10 protein-coding genes are annotated in these 15271 nt (G+C 33.5%); 8 read left to right on the forward strand and 2 right to left on the reverse strand.

The window, feature by feature from the left end; all coding sequences use genetic code 11:
• Positions 1–5 precede the first annotated feature (5 nt).
• The 7 genes from FJOH_RS08095 to FJOH_RS08125 all read left to right on the forward strand — a co-directional run bounded on the left by FJOH_RS08095 (position 6) and on the right by FJOH_RS08125 (position 11710).
• Positions 6–1541 (forward strand): RagB/SusD family nutrient uptake outer membrane protein, encoded by a 1536-nt coding sequence (locus tag FJOH_RS08095; RefSeq protein WP_012023637.1) that lies wholly within the window; start codon positions 6–8, stop codon positions 1539–1541.
• Between the two features lie 221 nt (positions 1542–1762).
• Positions 1763–3226, forward strand: coding sequence for a glycoside hydrolase family 30 protein (locus FJOH_RS08100; RefSeq protein ID WP_012023638.1), 1464 nt, complete (start codon positions 1763–1765; stop codon positions 3224–3226).
• A 34-nt stretch (positions 3227–3260) separates the two neighbouring features.
• Positions 3261–4724: a glycoside hydrolase family 30 protein gene (locus FJOH_RS08105; protein ID WP_012023639.1), complete on the forward strand. Its 1464-nt coding sequence runs from the start codon at positions 3261–3263 to the stop codon at positions 4722–4724.
• A gap of 33 nt (positions 4725–4757) precedes the next feature.
• Positions 4758–7025, forward strand: coding sequence for a glycoside hydrolase family 3 N-terminal domain-containing protein (locus FJOH_RS08110; RefSeq protein WP_012023640.1), 2268 nt, complete (start codon positions 4758–4760; stop codon positions 7023–7025).
• 176 nt (positions 7026–7201) lie between these two features.
• The gene (locus FJOH_RS08115) at positions 7202–8041 is read left to right on the forward strand and encodes an endonuclease/exonuclease/phosphatase family protein (protein ID WP_012023641.1); all 840 of its coding nucleotides are present in this window, start codon (positions 7202–7204) and stop codon (positions 8039–8041) included.
• Position 8042: 1 nt separating this feature from the next.
• The gene (locus FJOH_RS08120) at positions 8043–9467 is read left to right on the forward strand and encodes a glycoside hydrolase family 30 protein (RefSeq protein ID WP_012023642.1); all 1425 of its coding nucleotides are present in this window, start codon (positions 8043–8045) and stop codon (positions 9465–9467) included.
• 11 nt (positions 9468–9478) lie between these two features.
• Positions 9479–11710: a glycoside hydrolase family 3 N-terminal domain-containing protein gene (locus tag FJOH_RS08125; protein WP_012023643.1), complete on the forward strand. Its 2232-nt coding sequence runs from the start codon at positions 9479–9481 to the stop codon at positions 11708–11710.
• A 45-nt stretch (positions 11711–11755) separates the two neighbouring features.
• Here FJOH_RS08125 and FJOH_RS08130 read toward each other — a convergent pair whose 3' ends face one another.
• On the reverse strand, positions 11756–13777 hold the full coding sequence (locus FJOH_RS08130; protein ID WP_012023644.1) for a hypothetical protein: 2022 nt from the start codon (positions 13775–13777) through the stop codon (positions 11756–11758).
• A gap of 163 nt (positions 13778–13940) precedes the next feature.
• A complete protein-coding gene (locus FJOH_RS08135; protein WP_012023645.1) occupies positions 13941–14195 on the reverse strand; it encodes a hypothetical protein in 255 nt (84 codons plus the stop codon).
• A gap of 302 nt (positions 14196–14497) precedes the next feature.
• On the opposite strand from FJOH_RS08135, the gene FJOH_RS08140 reads away from it, so the two are divergent.
• Positions 14498–15253 (forward strand): NUDIX hydrolase, encoded by a 756-nt coding sequence (locus tag FJOH_RS08140; RefSeq protein WP_012023646.1) that lies wholly within the window; start codon positions 14498–14500, stop codon positions 15251–15253.
• Positions 15254–15271: the final 18 nt, after the last annotated feature.

Here is a 15271-nt window from a genome sequence, read left to right on the forward strand (position 1 = left end):
ATATTATGAAACTTATAAGTTTTAAACAATCATTTATCGCTTTTGGAGTGTTATTGGCACTTGCATCGTGCGATACAGATGAAAAGTTGGAAGTAAAAGGTGATGGAGTTGTACTCGAACAAGATTTTTACAGAAATGAAACAGAAGCTTATTCTGGTTTAGTAGCTGCATATGATAAATTAGGTAAATATGCTGGAGCTATGGAAAACGCACCTTTGTTATTCTTAAATTCTGCATCAGATGATTTTTATGCAGGAGGAGGAGGAGCAGGTGACCAGCCAGGACTTCAGGTAGCATCAAATTATTCTATTACTCCAACTAATATACCGCCAAATATTTGGGCAGATTATTATAAAGGGGTTGCAAGATGTAATATCATGGTGGTAAAATTGCCTGGTATTCCTATGGATGAAACTAAAAAAGCAAGATTCATGGCAGAAGTAAAAGCTTTACGTGCTTATTACTACTTAGACCTTGTAAGAATGTTTAAAAATGTTCCATTGATTTTGACGCCATTAACAAAAGAAGAAATTCCTTTGGTTATGCAGGCTGCACCAGCAGATGTTTATGCTCAAATTGAAAAAGATTTAATTGAAGCAATTCCAAACTTACCAATAACATTACCAGCTAATGAATTAGGACGTTTGACAAAAGGAGCAGCAACAGCTCTTTTAGGAAAAGCTTATTTATATGACAATAAAAAACCTGAAGCAGCAGCACAGTTCGCTTTAGTAAATGGTACTCCAGGAGGAACTAGCAGCTATGGTTATAAATTGATGGATAATTTTGCTCAATTATGGGATAAATTACATGAGTTTAATAGTGAGTCAATTCTTGAAATCAGCTACTCTGATAAATCAAATGCTGATTGGGGTAACTTTGAAAGAGGTGATGATGAAGGTAACGTAGCGGCTCAGTTAATGGGTATTAGAGATTATTCAAGAAAAGAAGCAGGTGTTACTGCCGGATTGCCAGATTACATCAATGGATGGGGATTCATGGTAGTTACAAAAGATTTACAAACTGCTATGCAGGGAGATCCTCGTTATGCTTCTACAATTTTTGATGCAGGAACTTACAGAGGTACTGGAAATGATGATCCAAACGGACTTTTAAAGTATACTGACAGTTATAACGAAACAGGGTACCACTTTATAAAATATGCACCAGTTAATGAAGATATTAAAGCTGCAAACCCTTTCCTAAACTTTGGAATTAACACTTATGTTATTCGTTTAGCTGATACATATTTAATGGAAGCTGAAGCTTTAGGAGGAACAGGAGCAAGAGCACAAGCATTACTTGATGCTGTAAGAGCGAGAGTTGGGCTGGCATCAGTACCAGTTTCTTTAAACGCAATTTATGCAGAAAGAAGATTAGAACTTGCAGGAGAAGGACACCGTTGGTTTGACTTAATAAGAACAGGTCAGGCAGCAGCAAAACTTGCTTTTAAAGGATTTACTGCTAACAAAAACGAAGCATTCCCAATTCCTTATAGTGAGTTTAACAACACTAAAATGGTTCAGAACCAAAATTATTAAAAAATACATATGTTAATGTTTGAGCCGAATGATAGATTAATCGGAATAATCTACTCTTCAAACAAGTTCATTTATTAATATATTTTGAGTTAAGTTAAGTTTAAGTTTGGTTGTCAGAATAGCCCATATTCTTTATTGATTATGGGCTATTTTTTAAATCAGTCTGTGCTTAATTTCCAAGAAAAATAAATCAAAAGCCTATAGACTAACAAACATATACAATGAAAAAAATGAAATTTATTATCACAACTTGTTTATGTTTCTCTTTATCTGTTTTTTCACAAACAAACCCAAAAAAGCAGGTACAGAAATTTACAACAGCCAACAAAAAAATAACTGTTTATACTACTGCAGCAGATACGAATCTTAAACTAACTGCTACAGACAACTTAAGTTTTACAGCGTCGAAACAACCTGTTGAAACCGAAATATCAGTTTTTGTAGAACCTTCAAAAAAGTTTCAAACCTTTATGGGGATTGGAGGTGCTGTAACAGATGCCAGTGCTGAGATCTTTGCTAAATTATCAAAAGAAAAACAAACCGAATTTTTAAATGCTTATTACGATGCTCAAAAAGGAATTGGGTATTCATTGCTAAGAACAACGATTCAAAGCTCTGATTTTAGCAGTGGAAGCTATTCTTACATCGAAGAAGGAGATAAAGATTTAAAAACGTTTTCAATTGATCATGATAGAAAATACAGAATCCCATTAATTAAAGATGTTATAAAAACTGCAGGAGGAAAGCTACTGACTTACGCTACGCCCTGGTCACCAAATGCATTCATGAAAAGTAATAAAAGCGTACTTAAGGGCGGAAAATTACTTCCGGAATATTTCCAGCCATGGGCAAATTTTTACGCAAAATTTATAAAAGCATATAATAAAGAAGGTATTCCAATCTGGGGGACATCGGTGCAAAATGAACCAATGGCAACACAGACTTGGGAATCTTGTTTATATACTGCAGAAGAAGAAAGAGATTATATAAAAAACTACTTAGGGCCAACACTTAAAAAAGAAGGACTTGGAGATGTAAAAATTATTGCATGGGATCATAACAGAGATTTAATGGTACAGAGAGCCAATGTTATTTTCTCAGATCCGGAAGCTTCAAAATATGTATGGGGATTAGGTTTTCATTGGTATGAAACCTGGACAGGTGCACAGCCAATGTTTGAAAACGTTGCCAGAGTGCACGAAGCTTATCCTGATAAAAAACTAATGTTTACCGAAGGATGTGTCGAAAGATTTGATGCGGCAAAATACCAATTTTGGCCAAATGCAGAACGATACGGAACTTCTATGATAAACGATTTTAATAACGGAACTGTTGCATGGACTGACTGGAATATCCTTTTAGATCAATTTGGCGGGCCAAATCACGTTGGTAATTTCTGTTTTGCTCCAATTCATGCTGATACTGTTACAGGAGAATTAATTTACACACCATCTTATTATTACATTGGACATTTTTCAAAATTCATTCGCCCAAATGCAGTTCGTGTAAGTTCTTCAGTAAGCAGAAGCTATTTATTGAGCACGTCATTTTTAAATACCGATGGCAAAATGGCAACTATTGTTATGAATCATACCGATAATGAAATTACATACAATTTTATTATTGCTGAGGAAAAAGCAATTGTAAAAATTCCTGCTCATGCAATCCAGACACTAGTATATTAATTTATCATAAAACAGTTTTTCTATTCATAAAAACATGATATCAACAAAAAGTATAGTACTGACATCGATACTAATTTTACAGCTGAGTTGTTCTCCGTCAAAACATGCTGATTCTTCTAAGATTGATTTATCTGTTTCAGGTAAAAAGTTAGATGTGTATACAACTGCAGAGAACTCAAGTTTAAGATTGTCACTTTCAAATGACCTTATTTCAAAGGAATCTTTAGCAAATACAGCAGTTTCGATAGAAGTAGATCCGGCTAAAACCTTTCAGACTTTCTTAGGAATCGGAGGTGCTGTAACTGATGCAAGTGCCGAAGTTTTCGCAAAATTACCGGCAGATAAACAACAAGAGTTTCTAACGGCGTATTATGATAAGAATAAAGGAATTGGATATTCGCTTGCAAGAACAAATATTCATAGCTGTGATTTTAGCAGTGAAAGTTATACTTATATCAGTGAAGGAGACAAAGATTTAAAAACTTTTAATATTGATCACGATAGAAAATATAGAATACCATTACTTAAAAAAGCAATTGAAAATGCCGGCGGAAAATTAACTTTATTTGTTAGTCCCTGGAGTCCCCCAGCTTTCATGAAAGACAATAATGATATTTTACACGGCGGCGTTCTATTGCCTGAATTTGCACAATCATGGGCAAAGTATTATGCCAGATTTATAAAGGAATATGAAAAAGAAGGTATTCCAATTTGGGGATTAACCATCCAGAATGAGCCTATGGCAAAACAGCGATGGGAATCCTGTATCTACACTCCTGAAGCCGAAAGAGATTTTCTAAAAAATTTCTTAGGACCGACTCTTGAAAATGAAGGACTTGGTTCGAAAAAGATAATAATCTGGGATCACAACCGTGGAGACATGTTAGAAAAAAGAGCACAGCTTGTTTTTTCTGATCCTGAAGTTTCAAAATATGCCTGGGGAATTGGTTTTCACTGGTATGAAACATGGAATGGAGGCACGCCAAAATTCGAATCAGTAGCTAAAGTTCACGAAGCTTTTCCAAACAAAAATTTACTTTTTACAGAAGGATGTATTGAAAAATTTGATGCTTCAAAATACCAGTTTTGGGGCAATGCTGAACGTTATGGACTTAATATGATTAACGATTTCAATAACGGAACGGTAGGCTGGACAGACTGGAATATTCTTTTGGATCAAAACGGAGGGCCAAATCATGTAGGTAATTTTTGTTTTGCTCCAATTCATGCCGATACCAATTCAGGACAGCTAATTTATACACCAATGTATTATTATATAGGGCATTTTTCAAAATTCATTCGTCCTGATGCAAAAAGAATAAATGAAACGGTAAGTAACAAGTCACTTCTAAGTACTTCATTTAAAAATACTGATGGAAAGATTGCCACAATAATCATGAATCAGGAAAACAAAAGTGTGGTTTACAACATAACAATTAATTCTCAAAAATATACCATTACCATACCGGCACATGCAATGCAGACACTGGTATACTAAGACATTATTTGATATTAATATTAAAAGTATAAAATGAAAAACAGTATTTTTTGTGCGCTTATGTTCCTTTTTTGCGGAGCAGTCTGGAGCCAGCAGGTTAAAAATAATAAAGCAGAAATTGATGCTAAAGTTTCTGAATTATTATCAAAAATGACGCTTGAAGAAAAAGTGGGACAAATGACCCAAATTACAGTAACAATTTTTGAAGATGCTAAAAAACCGGGATATTTTGATGCTGCAAAATTAAAGCAGGGAATTCAGGATTATCATATTGGTTCTATATTAAATGTACCCAATCCGGGAGCTCCAACTTTAAAAAGATGGCAGGAAACTATGCAGGCCATTACAATTGAGGCAAATAAAACAAGGCTAAAAATTCCTGTGCTATACGGTATCGATGCTATTCACGGAGCAAGTTATACAGCTGGTGCAACATTATTTCCTCAGCAAATAGGTTTGGCAGCAACTTTTAATACCGATTTAGTAAAACGAGGAGCAGCTATTTCAGCTTATGAAACAAGAGCTTCTTCAATTCCGTGGGTTTTCTCGCCAGATTTAGATTTTCCAAGAAATCCAGCCTGGTCAAGAATGTGGGAATCATTTGGAGAAGACGCCTATTTATCATCAAAAATGGCAGTAGCTTTAGTTGATGGATTTGAAGGAAATAACAATGTAGGTTCTAAATACAGCGTAGCTTCCTGCATGAAACATTACATAGGCTACGGAAGCACTACGACAGGAAAAGACAGAACACCAAGCATTATTCCGGAAAGACTTTTAAGACAATATGACTTAACGATTTATCAGGCAGCTATTAATGCAGGTGCAAAAAGCGTAATGGTAAGCTCAGGAGAAATCAACGGAACTCCAGTTCATGCAAGCAAACACTTAATTACTGATATCCTTAAAAAAGAATTAGGTTTCTCTGGCGTTGTCGTTACTGACTGGAAAGATATCATTTATCTGTACACAAGACACAAAGTTGCCGAATCGAAACGTGATGCTGTTCGAATTGCTGTTATGGCCGGAATCGATATGAGTATGGTTCCTGAAGAATTTTCTTTTTATACTGATTTATTAGATTTAGTTAAAAAAGGAGAAGTACCAGTATCAAGAATCGATGATGCCGTTTCGAGAATCTTAAAAATGAAATTTGAACTGAATTTGTTTCAAAATACGGTAGCAGATTTAAAAGATTATCCAAAATTTGGATCAGCAGAGCATATCGAAGAAGCTTATAATACTGCCGCAGAATCGATTACTTTATTAAAAAACAACGCATCAGTTCTGCCATTAAGTAAAAACGAAAAAGTTTTGGTTACAGGTGCAACTGCCAATAGTATGAAATACCTTAACGGAGGCTGGTCATATACCTGGCAGGGCGAAAACTCAGATACTTATGCAGCTGATAAATTCACCATTTTAGAAGCTTTTCAAAATAAATTAGGTAAAGAAAATGTATTATATACAGCTGGTGCAGATCTTGAAAAAGAAGACGATGCAGAAATTCAGAAAGCAGTAGAATTGGCAAAAAACGCTTCTAAAATCGTTTTATGCTTAGGAGAAAAAAACTATACAGAAACTCCGGGCGATATCAGCGATCTTTATATGAGTGCTTCTCAAATAAAACTAGCTTTAGCTTTAGCAAAAGTAAATAAGCCGATTATTTTAGTTTTAAATGAAGGAAGACCAAGATTAATAAGCAATTTTGAAGACAAAATGAGCGCTGTTGTTCAATGTTATCTTCCGGGAAATGAAGGAGCAAGAGCCTTAGTTGATATTTTATACGGAGACGTAAATCCAAGTGGAAGACTGCCTTATAATTATCCTAGATATCCCAACTCTTTAGAAAAATACAATAGAAAATATACAGAAAGTATTTCTGAAGGAGAACAGAATAATGACGCCAAATACGAGAAAAGTTATTCTCCTCAGTTTGAATTTGGAACCGGATTATCGTATACCACTTTTGTTTATTCAAATCTAAAAATTGATAAAACAGAAATCAATAATACAGATGAAGTAAATGTTTCGGTAGATGTTACAAATTCAGGAACGAGAGCAGGAAAAGAATCCGTTTTATTGTATTTGTCTGATAACGTTGCAAGTATTACACCTGAATTTAAATCTTTAAAAAGATTTGAAAAGATAAGTTTAAAACCAAATGAAACTCAAACAGTAAAATTCACTTTAAAACAAAAAGATCTTCAATTTGTAAACGAAGATTTAAAATGGATTTCTGAAAAAGGATCTTTTACTGTTCAGATAGGAGATCAAAAAAAAGATTTTCTGTTGAAATAAATTACTAAACCTGTAAAGTCTTATGGTTTTACAGGTTTAAACAAAATAGCAAAAATTATAGTTATGATATATTTGATACTAATGATAGTAACAACTTTAATTAACATAACTTTTAAATAAGTTTTTTTCTTTAAGGCTTCGGAAACATTAGCTTTACAGATTAAATTTTTTTAAAGATGAAAAAGATAAATTCAATTGTTTTTGTAGTAATGCTCCTTTTGGTAAGCAGTACATTTTACGGTCAGAATCTAAAAATTATGACCTACAATATTCGTTTAGATGTTGCATCAGATGGAGAAAATGCATGGCCAAAACGAAAGGATTATTTTACTTCTCAAATACAATTTTATAGTCCGGATATTTTTGGAGTTCAGGAAGCAACACCGGGTCAGGTTAATTACATAGCTTCAGCTTTACCAAATTACAGCAAATTTGGAGTAGGGCGTGAAGAAGGAGGATTAGGAGAAGCTTGTACGATTTATTATAAAAAAGATCGTTTTAAAGTCTTAGATTCCAATACATTTTGGCTGTCAGAAACACCAAATGTAGTTTCAAGAGGCTGGGATGCTGCCTGTAATCGTGTTTGTACTTACGGACTTTTTAAAGATCTTAAAACAAAAAAAACATTTTACGTTTTTAATCTGCATTTGGATCACATGGGCGAAGTGGCAAGGATAAAAGGTGTTCAGCTTGCTCTTTCAAAAATGAAAGAATTAAACACAAAAAATTACCCGGCTTTTTTAATGGGTGATTTTAACTCAGAGCCAGAAACAGCTCAAATTGCAGAAATTAAAAAAGTAATGGATGATACAAAAGATGTTTCAAAAGAAAAACCGTTTGGACCATCAGGAACATTCAATGATTTTAAACACAATGAACCTGTTACATTATTGCTGGATTATATTTTTATTTCAAAAAACAGCGGACTAACAGTTCAAAAACATGCAGTGCTGAGTGATTCGAAAGATTTAAAATATCCGTCGGACCATTTGCCTGTTTTTATAGAAATAGATTAAAATGATAAACATCAACAAAAAACTTCAAATCCTGCTTTTACTGCCGCTTATTGCTGTGCAGATAAAGTGCGGATCTTCAAAAAATGCTGTTTCCAATTCTGATAAAGCAGAATCCTGGATAACAACAACAGATGAAACTTCAAAACTGAAAAAACAAGAAGACTTAGTTTTTAATTCAGAAATTAATTCAAACCAGACTATTGAGATTGATCCCTCTCAAAAATTCCAAACCATAGAAGGTTTTGGTTTTTCGTTAACAGGAGGAAGCGCGCAGGCAATCATGAAATTGGATAAAACCAAAAAAGAAGCCCTGCTTCAGGAATTATTTTCAAGAAAAGGCGATGCAATTGGTTTGAGTTACCTTAGAATTAGTATTGGAGCATCTGATTTGAATGAGAAAGTTTTTTCATATGATGATATGCCGGAAGGACAAACAGATTTAAAATTAGAACATTTCAATTTAGGTCCGGATTTAAACGATGTGATTCCGGTTTTACAGGATATCTTAAAAATAAATCCTAAGATAAAAATAATGGGATCGCCTTGGTCACCTCCGGTTTGGATGAAAGACAACGGAAGTTCTAAAGCAGGAAGTTTACAGCCCAAATACTATGAAGTATATGCTCAGTATTTTGTAAAATATATTCAGGCGATGAAATCACATGGAATTATTATTGATGCTATTACACCTCAAAATGAGCCATTACATCCCGGAAACAATCCAAGTTTATTAATGCTGGCAGAACAGCAGGCAGATTTTGTAGGAAATCATTTAGGACCGGCATTTAAAGCAGCAGGAATTAAAACCAAAATTATTGTTTACGACCATAATTGTAACAAACCCGAATATCCTTTGACTATTTTAAGAGACAGCAAAGCCAATCCTTTTGTGGCTGGTTCAGCTTTTCATTTATATGAAGGAGACATTAGTGCTTTATCAACCGTTCATAATGAATTTCCAGATAAAGATTTATATTTTACAGAACAATATACAGGATCAAAAAGCAGTTTTGAAAACGATTTGAAATGGAGCGTCAAAAATGTTGTAATTGGTTCAATGCGTAATTGGAGTAAAAATGCCCTTTCATGGGGATTAGCAAACGATGAGTATTACAAACCTTTTACACCGGGCGGATGCTCAACTTGTAAAGGGGCATTAATGATTGATCAAAATCAGAATATTAAAAGAGAAGTAGGATATTATATTATAGGCCATGCTTCTAAATTTGTTCCAGAAGGTTCAGTGAGAATAGGAAGTAATGTAAGCGGAAACCTTTATAATGTTGCTTTTAAAACACCACAGGGAAAAATTGTTTTGATCGTAGAAAATGATGGAGCTTCAGCAGAAACATTCAATATTAAATACAATCAAAAACAAATCGCAACCACATTAAACGCTGGTGCAGCAGCTACCTACGTTTGGTAAAAACTTAAACTATGAAAAAAGTAACCACAATTACTCTGTTTATGCTTTCGCTTTTTGCGTCGGCACAGCAGCAAACAATAGATCAAAAAGTAAATGATCTGTTGAAAAAAATGACTATTGAAGAAAAAATAGGCCAGCTAAACCAATACACTGGAGACAATCAGGCGACAGGTCCAATTACTATTAACCCAAACAAACAATCTGAAATCAAAGCCGGGTTAATTGGTTCGATGCTGAACATCATCGGAACAAAATATACCAGACAATATCAGGAACTGGCAATGCAGTCAAGATTAAAAATTCCGTTGTTATTTGGTCAGGATGTTATTCACGGATACAAAACTACTTTTCCTCTGCCTTTAGCCGAAGCTGCCAGCTGGGATTTACAGGCAATTGAATTAGCGGCAAGAGTGGCTGCAACAGAAGCTTCTGCAAGCGGTATTCACTGGACATTTGCTCCAATGGTCGACATCAGCCGTGATCCAAGATGGGGACGTGTAATGGAAGGTGCAGGAGAAGATACTTATCTAGGTTCTAAAATTGCCTATGCAAGAGTAAAAGGTTTTCAGGGAAATAAATTAGGAGATCTAAATTCTGTAATGGCATGCGTAAAACACTTCGCAGCTTATGGAGCTGGAGTTGGCGGAAGAGATTACAATTCTGTTGATATGAGCGAAAGAATGCTTTGGGAAACTTATTTACCGCCTTTTAAAGCAGCTTTAGACGCTGGTGCAGCAACATTCATGAATTCATTTAATGATATTAACGGAATTCCTGCAACTGGAAATGCACATTTACAACGTGATATTTTAAAAGGAAAATGGAACTTTCAGGGATTTGTAGTTTCTGACTGGGGTTCTATTGGCGAAATGGTAGCGCACGGTTATTCAAAAAACCTAAAAGAAGCCGCATACTCAGCTATTACAGCCGGAAGCGATATGGATATGGAAAGTAATGCTTACCGTTATAATCTGGCACAATTAGTTAAAGAAGGAAGAGTTTCTGTTGATTTAATTGATGATGCTGTAAAACGTATTCTTCGCAAGAAATTTGAATTAGGTTTATTCGATGATCCTTACAGATATTCTGATGAGAAGAGAGCAGAAAAAGCTTTAAACAATCCGGAACACAGAAAGGCTGCTCTTGATGTTGCTCAAAAAAGTATTGTTTTATTAAAGAATGAAAACCAGACTTTACCAATATCTAAAAGCGTAAAAACGATTGCTTTCATTGGACCTATGGTAAAAGAATACAAAGAAAACATGGGATTCTGGTCTGTAGAACTTCCTGAAGTTGACTATAATAAATGGATTGTTTCTCAATGGGATGGCTTACAGAATAAAGTTGGCAAAAACACGAAGTTATTATATGCAAAAGGGTGTGAAATAGAAGGGACAAATAAAGATGGTTTTGCTGAAGCTGTTGAAACTGCAAAACAAGCCGATGTTGTAATTTTAAGTATTGGAGAAAGACGTGACATGAGCGGTGAGGCAAAAAGCCGAAGCGATATTCATTTACCAGGCGTTCAGGAAGATTTAGTAAAAGCAATTCAGGCAACAGGAAAACCGGTTGTAGTTTTAATTAATGCTGGAAGACCTCTTGTTTTTAACTGGACTGCAGATAATGTTCCGGCAGTGGTATACACTTGGTGGTTAGGAACCGAAGCTGGAAATGCAATTGCTAATGTTTTATTTGGAGATTATAATCCGTCAGGGAAATTACCAATGACTTTTCCTAGAGAAGTAGGACAAATTCCTATTTACTACAATCATTTTAGTACAGGAAGACCAGCTAAAACAGAAAACGAAACCAATTATGTTTCGGCGTATATCGATTTAAAAAACTCACCTAAATTTCCTTTCGGATACGGTTTGAGCTATACACAATTTAGTTATTCTGATTTGAAACTTTCTTCAACAAAAATAAAAAGCAATGAAACCATTAAAGTTTCATTTAAACTTTCAAATGTTGGAAAAGTGGCAGGAGAAGAAGTAGCACAATTGTATTTAAAAGACAAATTTGGATCAGTGGTGCGTCCGGTTTTAGAATTAAGAGATTTCGAAAAAGTGAAATTAAATGCGGGTGAATCTAAAACTATTGAATTTACAATTGACAAAGAAAAACTTTCATTCTATAACGATAAACTAGAATGGACAACAGAACCTGGAGATTTTGAACTTATGATTGGTTCTTCATCTGCAGATATTAAATTAAGATCAGATTTTGAATTACTTGAAAAGTAATGAAATAAAAACGGGGCCTTTGAAAGCCCCGTTTTTTATATGTTATTATTTTAAACGTTTCTTGAAGCTGTATTTCAGCATATTCAATAACCCTTGTTCAATAATATCAATTCCAATCCCGAAATTACTGTCGGCAACTGTATGGTGCGCATTTCTAAATTCTTCAAAATCTTTCTGCGGAATTTCAAGATTTACCAATGGTTTGTAATCAATGTAAATCGATGCACCGTTTTTGGTTACTTTTTTACGGCTGGTATAATCAAAATAAGGATTGTTAATAGTACTTTCCTGAATAGTATATTTTTCCTGAGTATCTATTTTTTGATCAGTCAATAAATTGACTTCATATTTTTCGTTATCAAAATTATGCCAGAAAGGAATATCGGTATGCATAAAATCGCGGGCGCCGTTTTTAACCATATTTCGGTCAAAATACATTAAAAAACGATTTTGCTGCTGATCTGTAAAATATGGATTTTCGATCTCGGCATTATATTGAATAGTAAACTCGTTCAGCTTTTTATCATCGCTTACAATTTCAATAACAGCATCTTTAAAAATAGTTCTAATATCAGTTCCGTTTCTGTCATTTGAATAATTCAAAGTATAAAACAAGAAATTATTCCAGCTGTCTACGATCTCTCTTTTATTGGTATTCTTAAAATATTTGCGCATGTAATTGGCACGATTTCCTTTATAAGTCGTAACCAGTTTTAATTTTCCGATACTATTTTGAGCGCTGAAATCTACTTTTTCATTAATGCCATAATAAGAAAATTTGTGAGGTTCTCTAATTTGTAATCCCTGATTTTGTTTTACTTCCAGATAATGCAGGAAATAAATAAAACCGCGATTTTCAATTAACCCAAATTCGTCTCTTGATGTTGCATCAATAAAATACGTTTCGCCTTTGTAATTGATTTTTAAGATTACATGATTAAAAGTCAATAACGACGGCAGGTAATGTGTAATGTAATGATCAGTATTAAAGTTAACCAATACTACAGAAGAATCAACATTAATATAATCTAAAACTACCTTTAATAAAACCGACTTTGCTTTGCAGTCACCTTGTTTATTTTCATAGGTTACAGAGGGTTCCTGCGGCTTGTGGCCGTTCATTTCATCGGCATTAAAAATATAATAAACATGATTCTGCACGTAATCTATTGCAAACTGTAATTGTTCATCTTTATCTGTAATAGCATCTAATTTCTCGACAAGTTTTGGAGCAAATTCTTTTAAAGAAGCTTTACTGTAGATTTCTTCGTAAAGAGGTGCAATGTAATTAGCAAGATCAACCCAGCTGCTGTCTGTTGCAAAATCGATAAAAGGTGCAATTTCTCTGTTAGTATCAAAAAAGTTGATGTAGTCCTGTTTTTCAATTACAAATCTTTCGCCTTTTTTCAGATGCTTAATTTCAGGTTCTAAAACATTTCCTTCATCGTCTCTAAAAAATGCTTTTTTATAAGCAATAGGATCTTTACGATCGTTAATAAAAGTAAATTTATAATTTCCGTATGCCCAGTAAGTACTTGGGGTAACGTAAACATATTTTAGAAATTCTTTTCTCATAAAATCACGATCTGTAAAAACTTTTACGCGTGAATCTTCTGTAATTAAAACATCATAAAGACGTAAATCTTTAATCGTAATATTTACTTTTTTATTACTGCTTAAAATACCGCCTTCACTTTGATTTTCGCTGTCAAGAACTTTTATTTTAGTATCTGCAATTTTGTCAATCAGGACACCTTCTCTTAAAACGCTTATTCTATGAATAATATACGTTTCGTTTTCTTCTACTACAACATCTTTTACCGAAGCACTTTCAAGATTTGAAGGTTCATTAAGAGTATAAGCAACACACGCATACTCACTATTTTCGTTATCACTTGTATAATAAACTTTATCTAAAAGGTAGCAGAAATCTCTTCCTTCTTCAACTTGTTTGTTTGAGAAATCAGATTCTTTTATAGATTCAATCAGTTGATTGTCATCAATTTTTGGAGCCCAGTTTTCAGGTTTTTGAATTTTATAATTTTCTTGTTCTACTGTGTTTTCCATGCTTATAAATTTTACAATTTTTATCGGTGTATATTCTTACTATGAAAAGCAAAAATATATAATAATAGTACATTTTGTTCAGTTATTTTCGAAAACTTAAACGAGATAAAAAAAGCCCCACTAAAAGTGAGGCAGCGTATAAAAACTAAAATAATTAATACAATTATTTCAGGACAGTGTTAATGAAATCCATAGCGCCAATTCCTTTATAAGATTCAAGTAAAGCTTTATCAAGAGCTTCGCGCTTTGTTTTTTTATTTTTAACTTCTCGTTCAATAACCTGATTAAAAATTCTTTCTTGTTCTTCACTATATTTTAATGAAGCTTCAAGAAGATAAGTCTTAGAAACAAATCCAAAAGAAGACCAGATTTTGTTTCTAATTTTCTCACTGATATTTTTTAACGGATTGATATTCATAATTCTGTAATTAACTTCTATATAAATTCTTTTTATAACGAAAATCCTATTTCATAAGTTTTTTCTTGTTTTAAAACAGAATTTTAACAATTTACACACGTAATGTGTTATTATGACGCAATGTACTTCTTTTTTCGATTAGTTTTGTAATTTTAACTAAAATTGTGATTCGCACACTTTTAAATTTATGTTAACTTAGTTTATTTTTATAAGACTTATTTTCTAAAAGAAGGTTACACTTTTTTAAAATAAAGTAAATTGCATGCTTAATTAAATCTAAAACGAGTTAATTAAAAATAAAAATGTTGAAATCTATACTAGAAAATAATGAAAATTACCAGCCGGGACTTTCTATAGATTGTGTCATTTTTGGGTTTCATGATAATCAGTTAAAAGTATTGCTTATTAATACGCCTCACAGTGAACGATGGTCTCTTCCGGGCGGATTTATCCCAATTGATCAGGATATTGATACTGCAGCAGTAACAGTTTTAAACGAACGAACCGGTGTAGAAGGTGTATTTTTGAGACAATTTTCGACGTTTGGAAAAATTAAGCGAAATGAAAATCATTTTGATAATGAGGCCTTAAAACATTTAGATATCAGTCCTGAATTAGGAAAATGGCTGACAAGACGTTTTGTTACAATTGGATATTATGCATTAGTAGATTTTTCAAAGATTCTTCCTAATCCAATAAACAGAAACGAAATTGTAGAATGGATTGACCACAAAGAAGTTCCGGAACTTATTTTAGATCATCGTGAAATTTTGGATAAAGCTCTCGATACTTTAAGAGTCGAATTGAATTTAATGCCAATTGGTTATAACTTATTGCCTGAAAAATTTACAATTCCGGAATTGCAGAAATTATACGAAACAATTTTAGACAAAAAATTAGACCGCCGAAATTTTTTACGCAAAATCACCAATATTGGAATTCTTACCAAATTAGACGAAAAGAAAAGCAATGTCGCGCACAAAGCCCCAAACTTATATTCTTTTGATAAAGAAAAATACGATGAGGTTTTAAAAGATGGATTATATCAAGGCTGGTAAAAAGTAAGCTTTAATCTT

The sequence above is a fragment of the Flavobacterium johnsoniae UW101 genome, assembly GCF_000016645.1.
GTDB lineage: Bacteria > Bacteroidota > Bacteroidia > Flavobacteriales > Flavobacteriaceae > Flavobacterium > Flavobacterium johnsoniae.

Excerpts from the sequence above, each read along its gene's own strand:
- FJOH_RS08100 (WP_012023638.1), top strand. The coding sequence starts at position 1,763 with ATGAAAAAAATGAAATTTATTATCACAACTTGTTTATGTTTCTCTTTA.
- FJOH_RS08125 (WP_012023643.1), top strand. The coding sequence starts at position 9,479 with ATGAAAAAAGTAACCACAATTACTCTGTTTATGCTTTCGCTTTTTGCG.
- FJOH_RS08095 (WP_012023637.1), top strand. The coding sequence starts at position 6 with ATGAAACTTATAAGTTTTAAACAATCATTTATCGCTTTTGGAGTGTTA.
- FJOH_RS08105 (WP_012023639.1), top strand. The coding sequence starts at position 3,261 with ATGATATCAACAAAAAGTATAGTACTGACATCGATACTAATTTTACAG.
- FJOH_RS08120 (WP_012023642.1), top strand. The coding sequence starts at position 8,043 with ATGATAAACATCAACAAAAAACTTCAAATCCTGCTTTTACTGCCGCTT.
- FJOH_RS08110 (WP_012023640.1), top strand. The coding sequence starts at position 4,758 with ATGAAAAACAGTATTTTTTGTGCGCTTATGTTCCTTTTTTGCGGAGCA.
- FJOH_RS08115 (WP_012023641.1), top strand. The coding sequence starts at position 7,202 with ATGAAAAAGATAAATTCAATTGTTTTTGTAGTAATGCTCCTTTTGGTA.
- FJOH_RS08130 (WP_012023644.1), bottom strand. The coding sequence starts at position 13,777 with ATGGAAAACACAGTAGAACAAGAAAATTATAAAATTCAAAAACCTGAA.
- FJOH_RS08135 (WP_012023645.1), bottom strand. The coding sequence starts at position 14,195 with ATGAATATCAATCCGTTAAAAAATATCAGTGAGAAAATTAGAAACAAA.
- FJOH_RS08140 (WP_012023646.1), top strand. The coding sequence starts at position 14,498 with ATGTTGAAATCTATACTAGAAAATAATGAAAATTACCAGCCGGGACTT.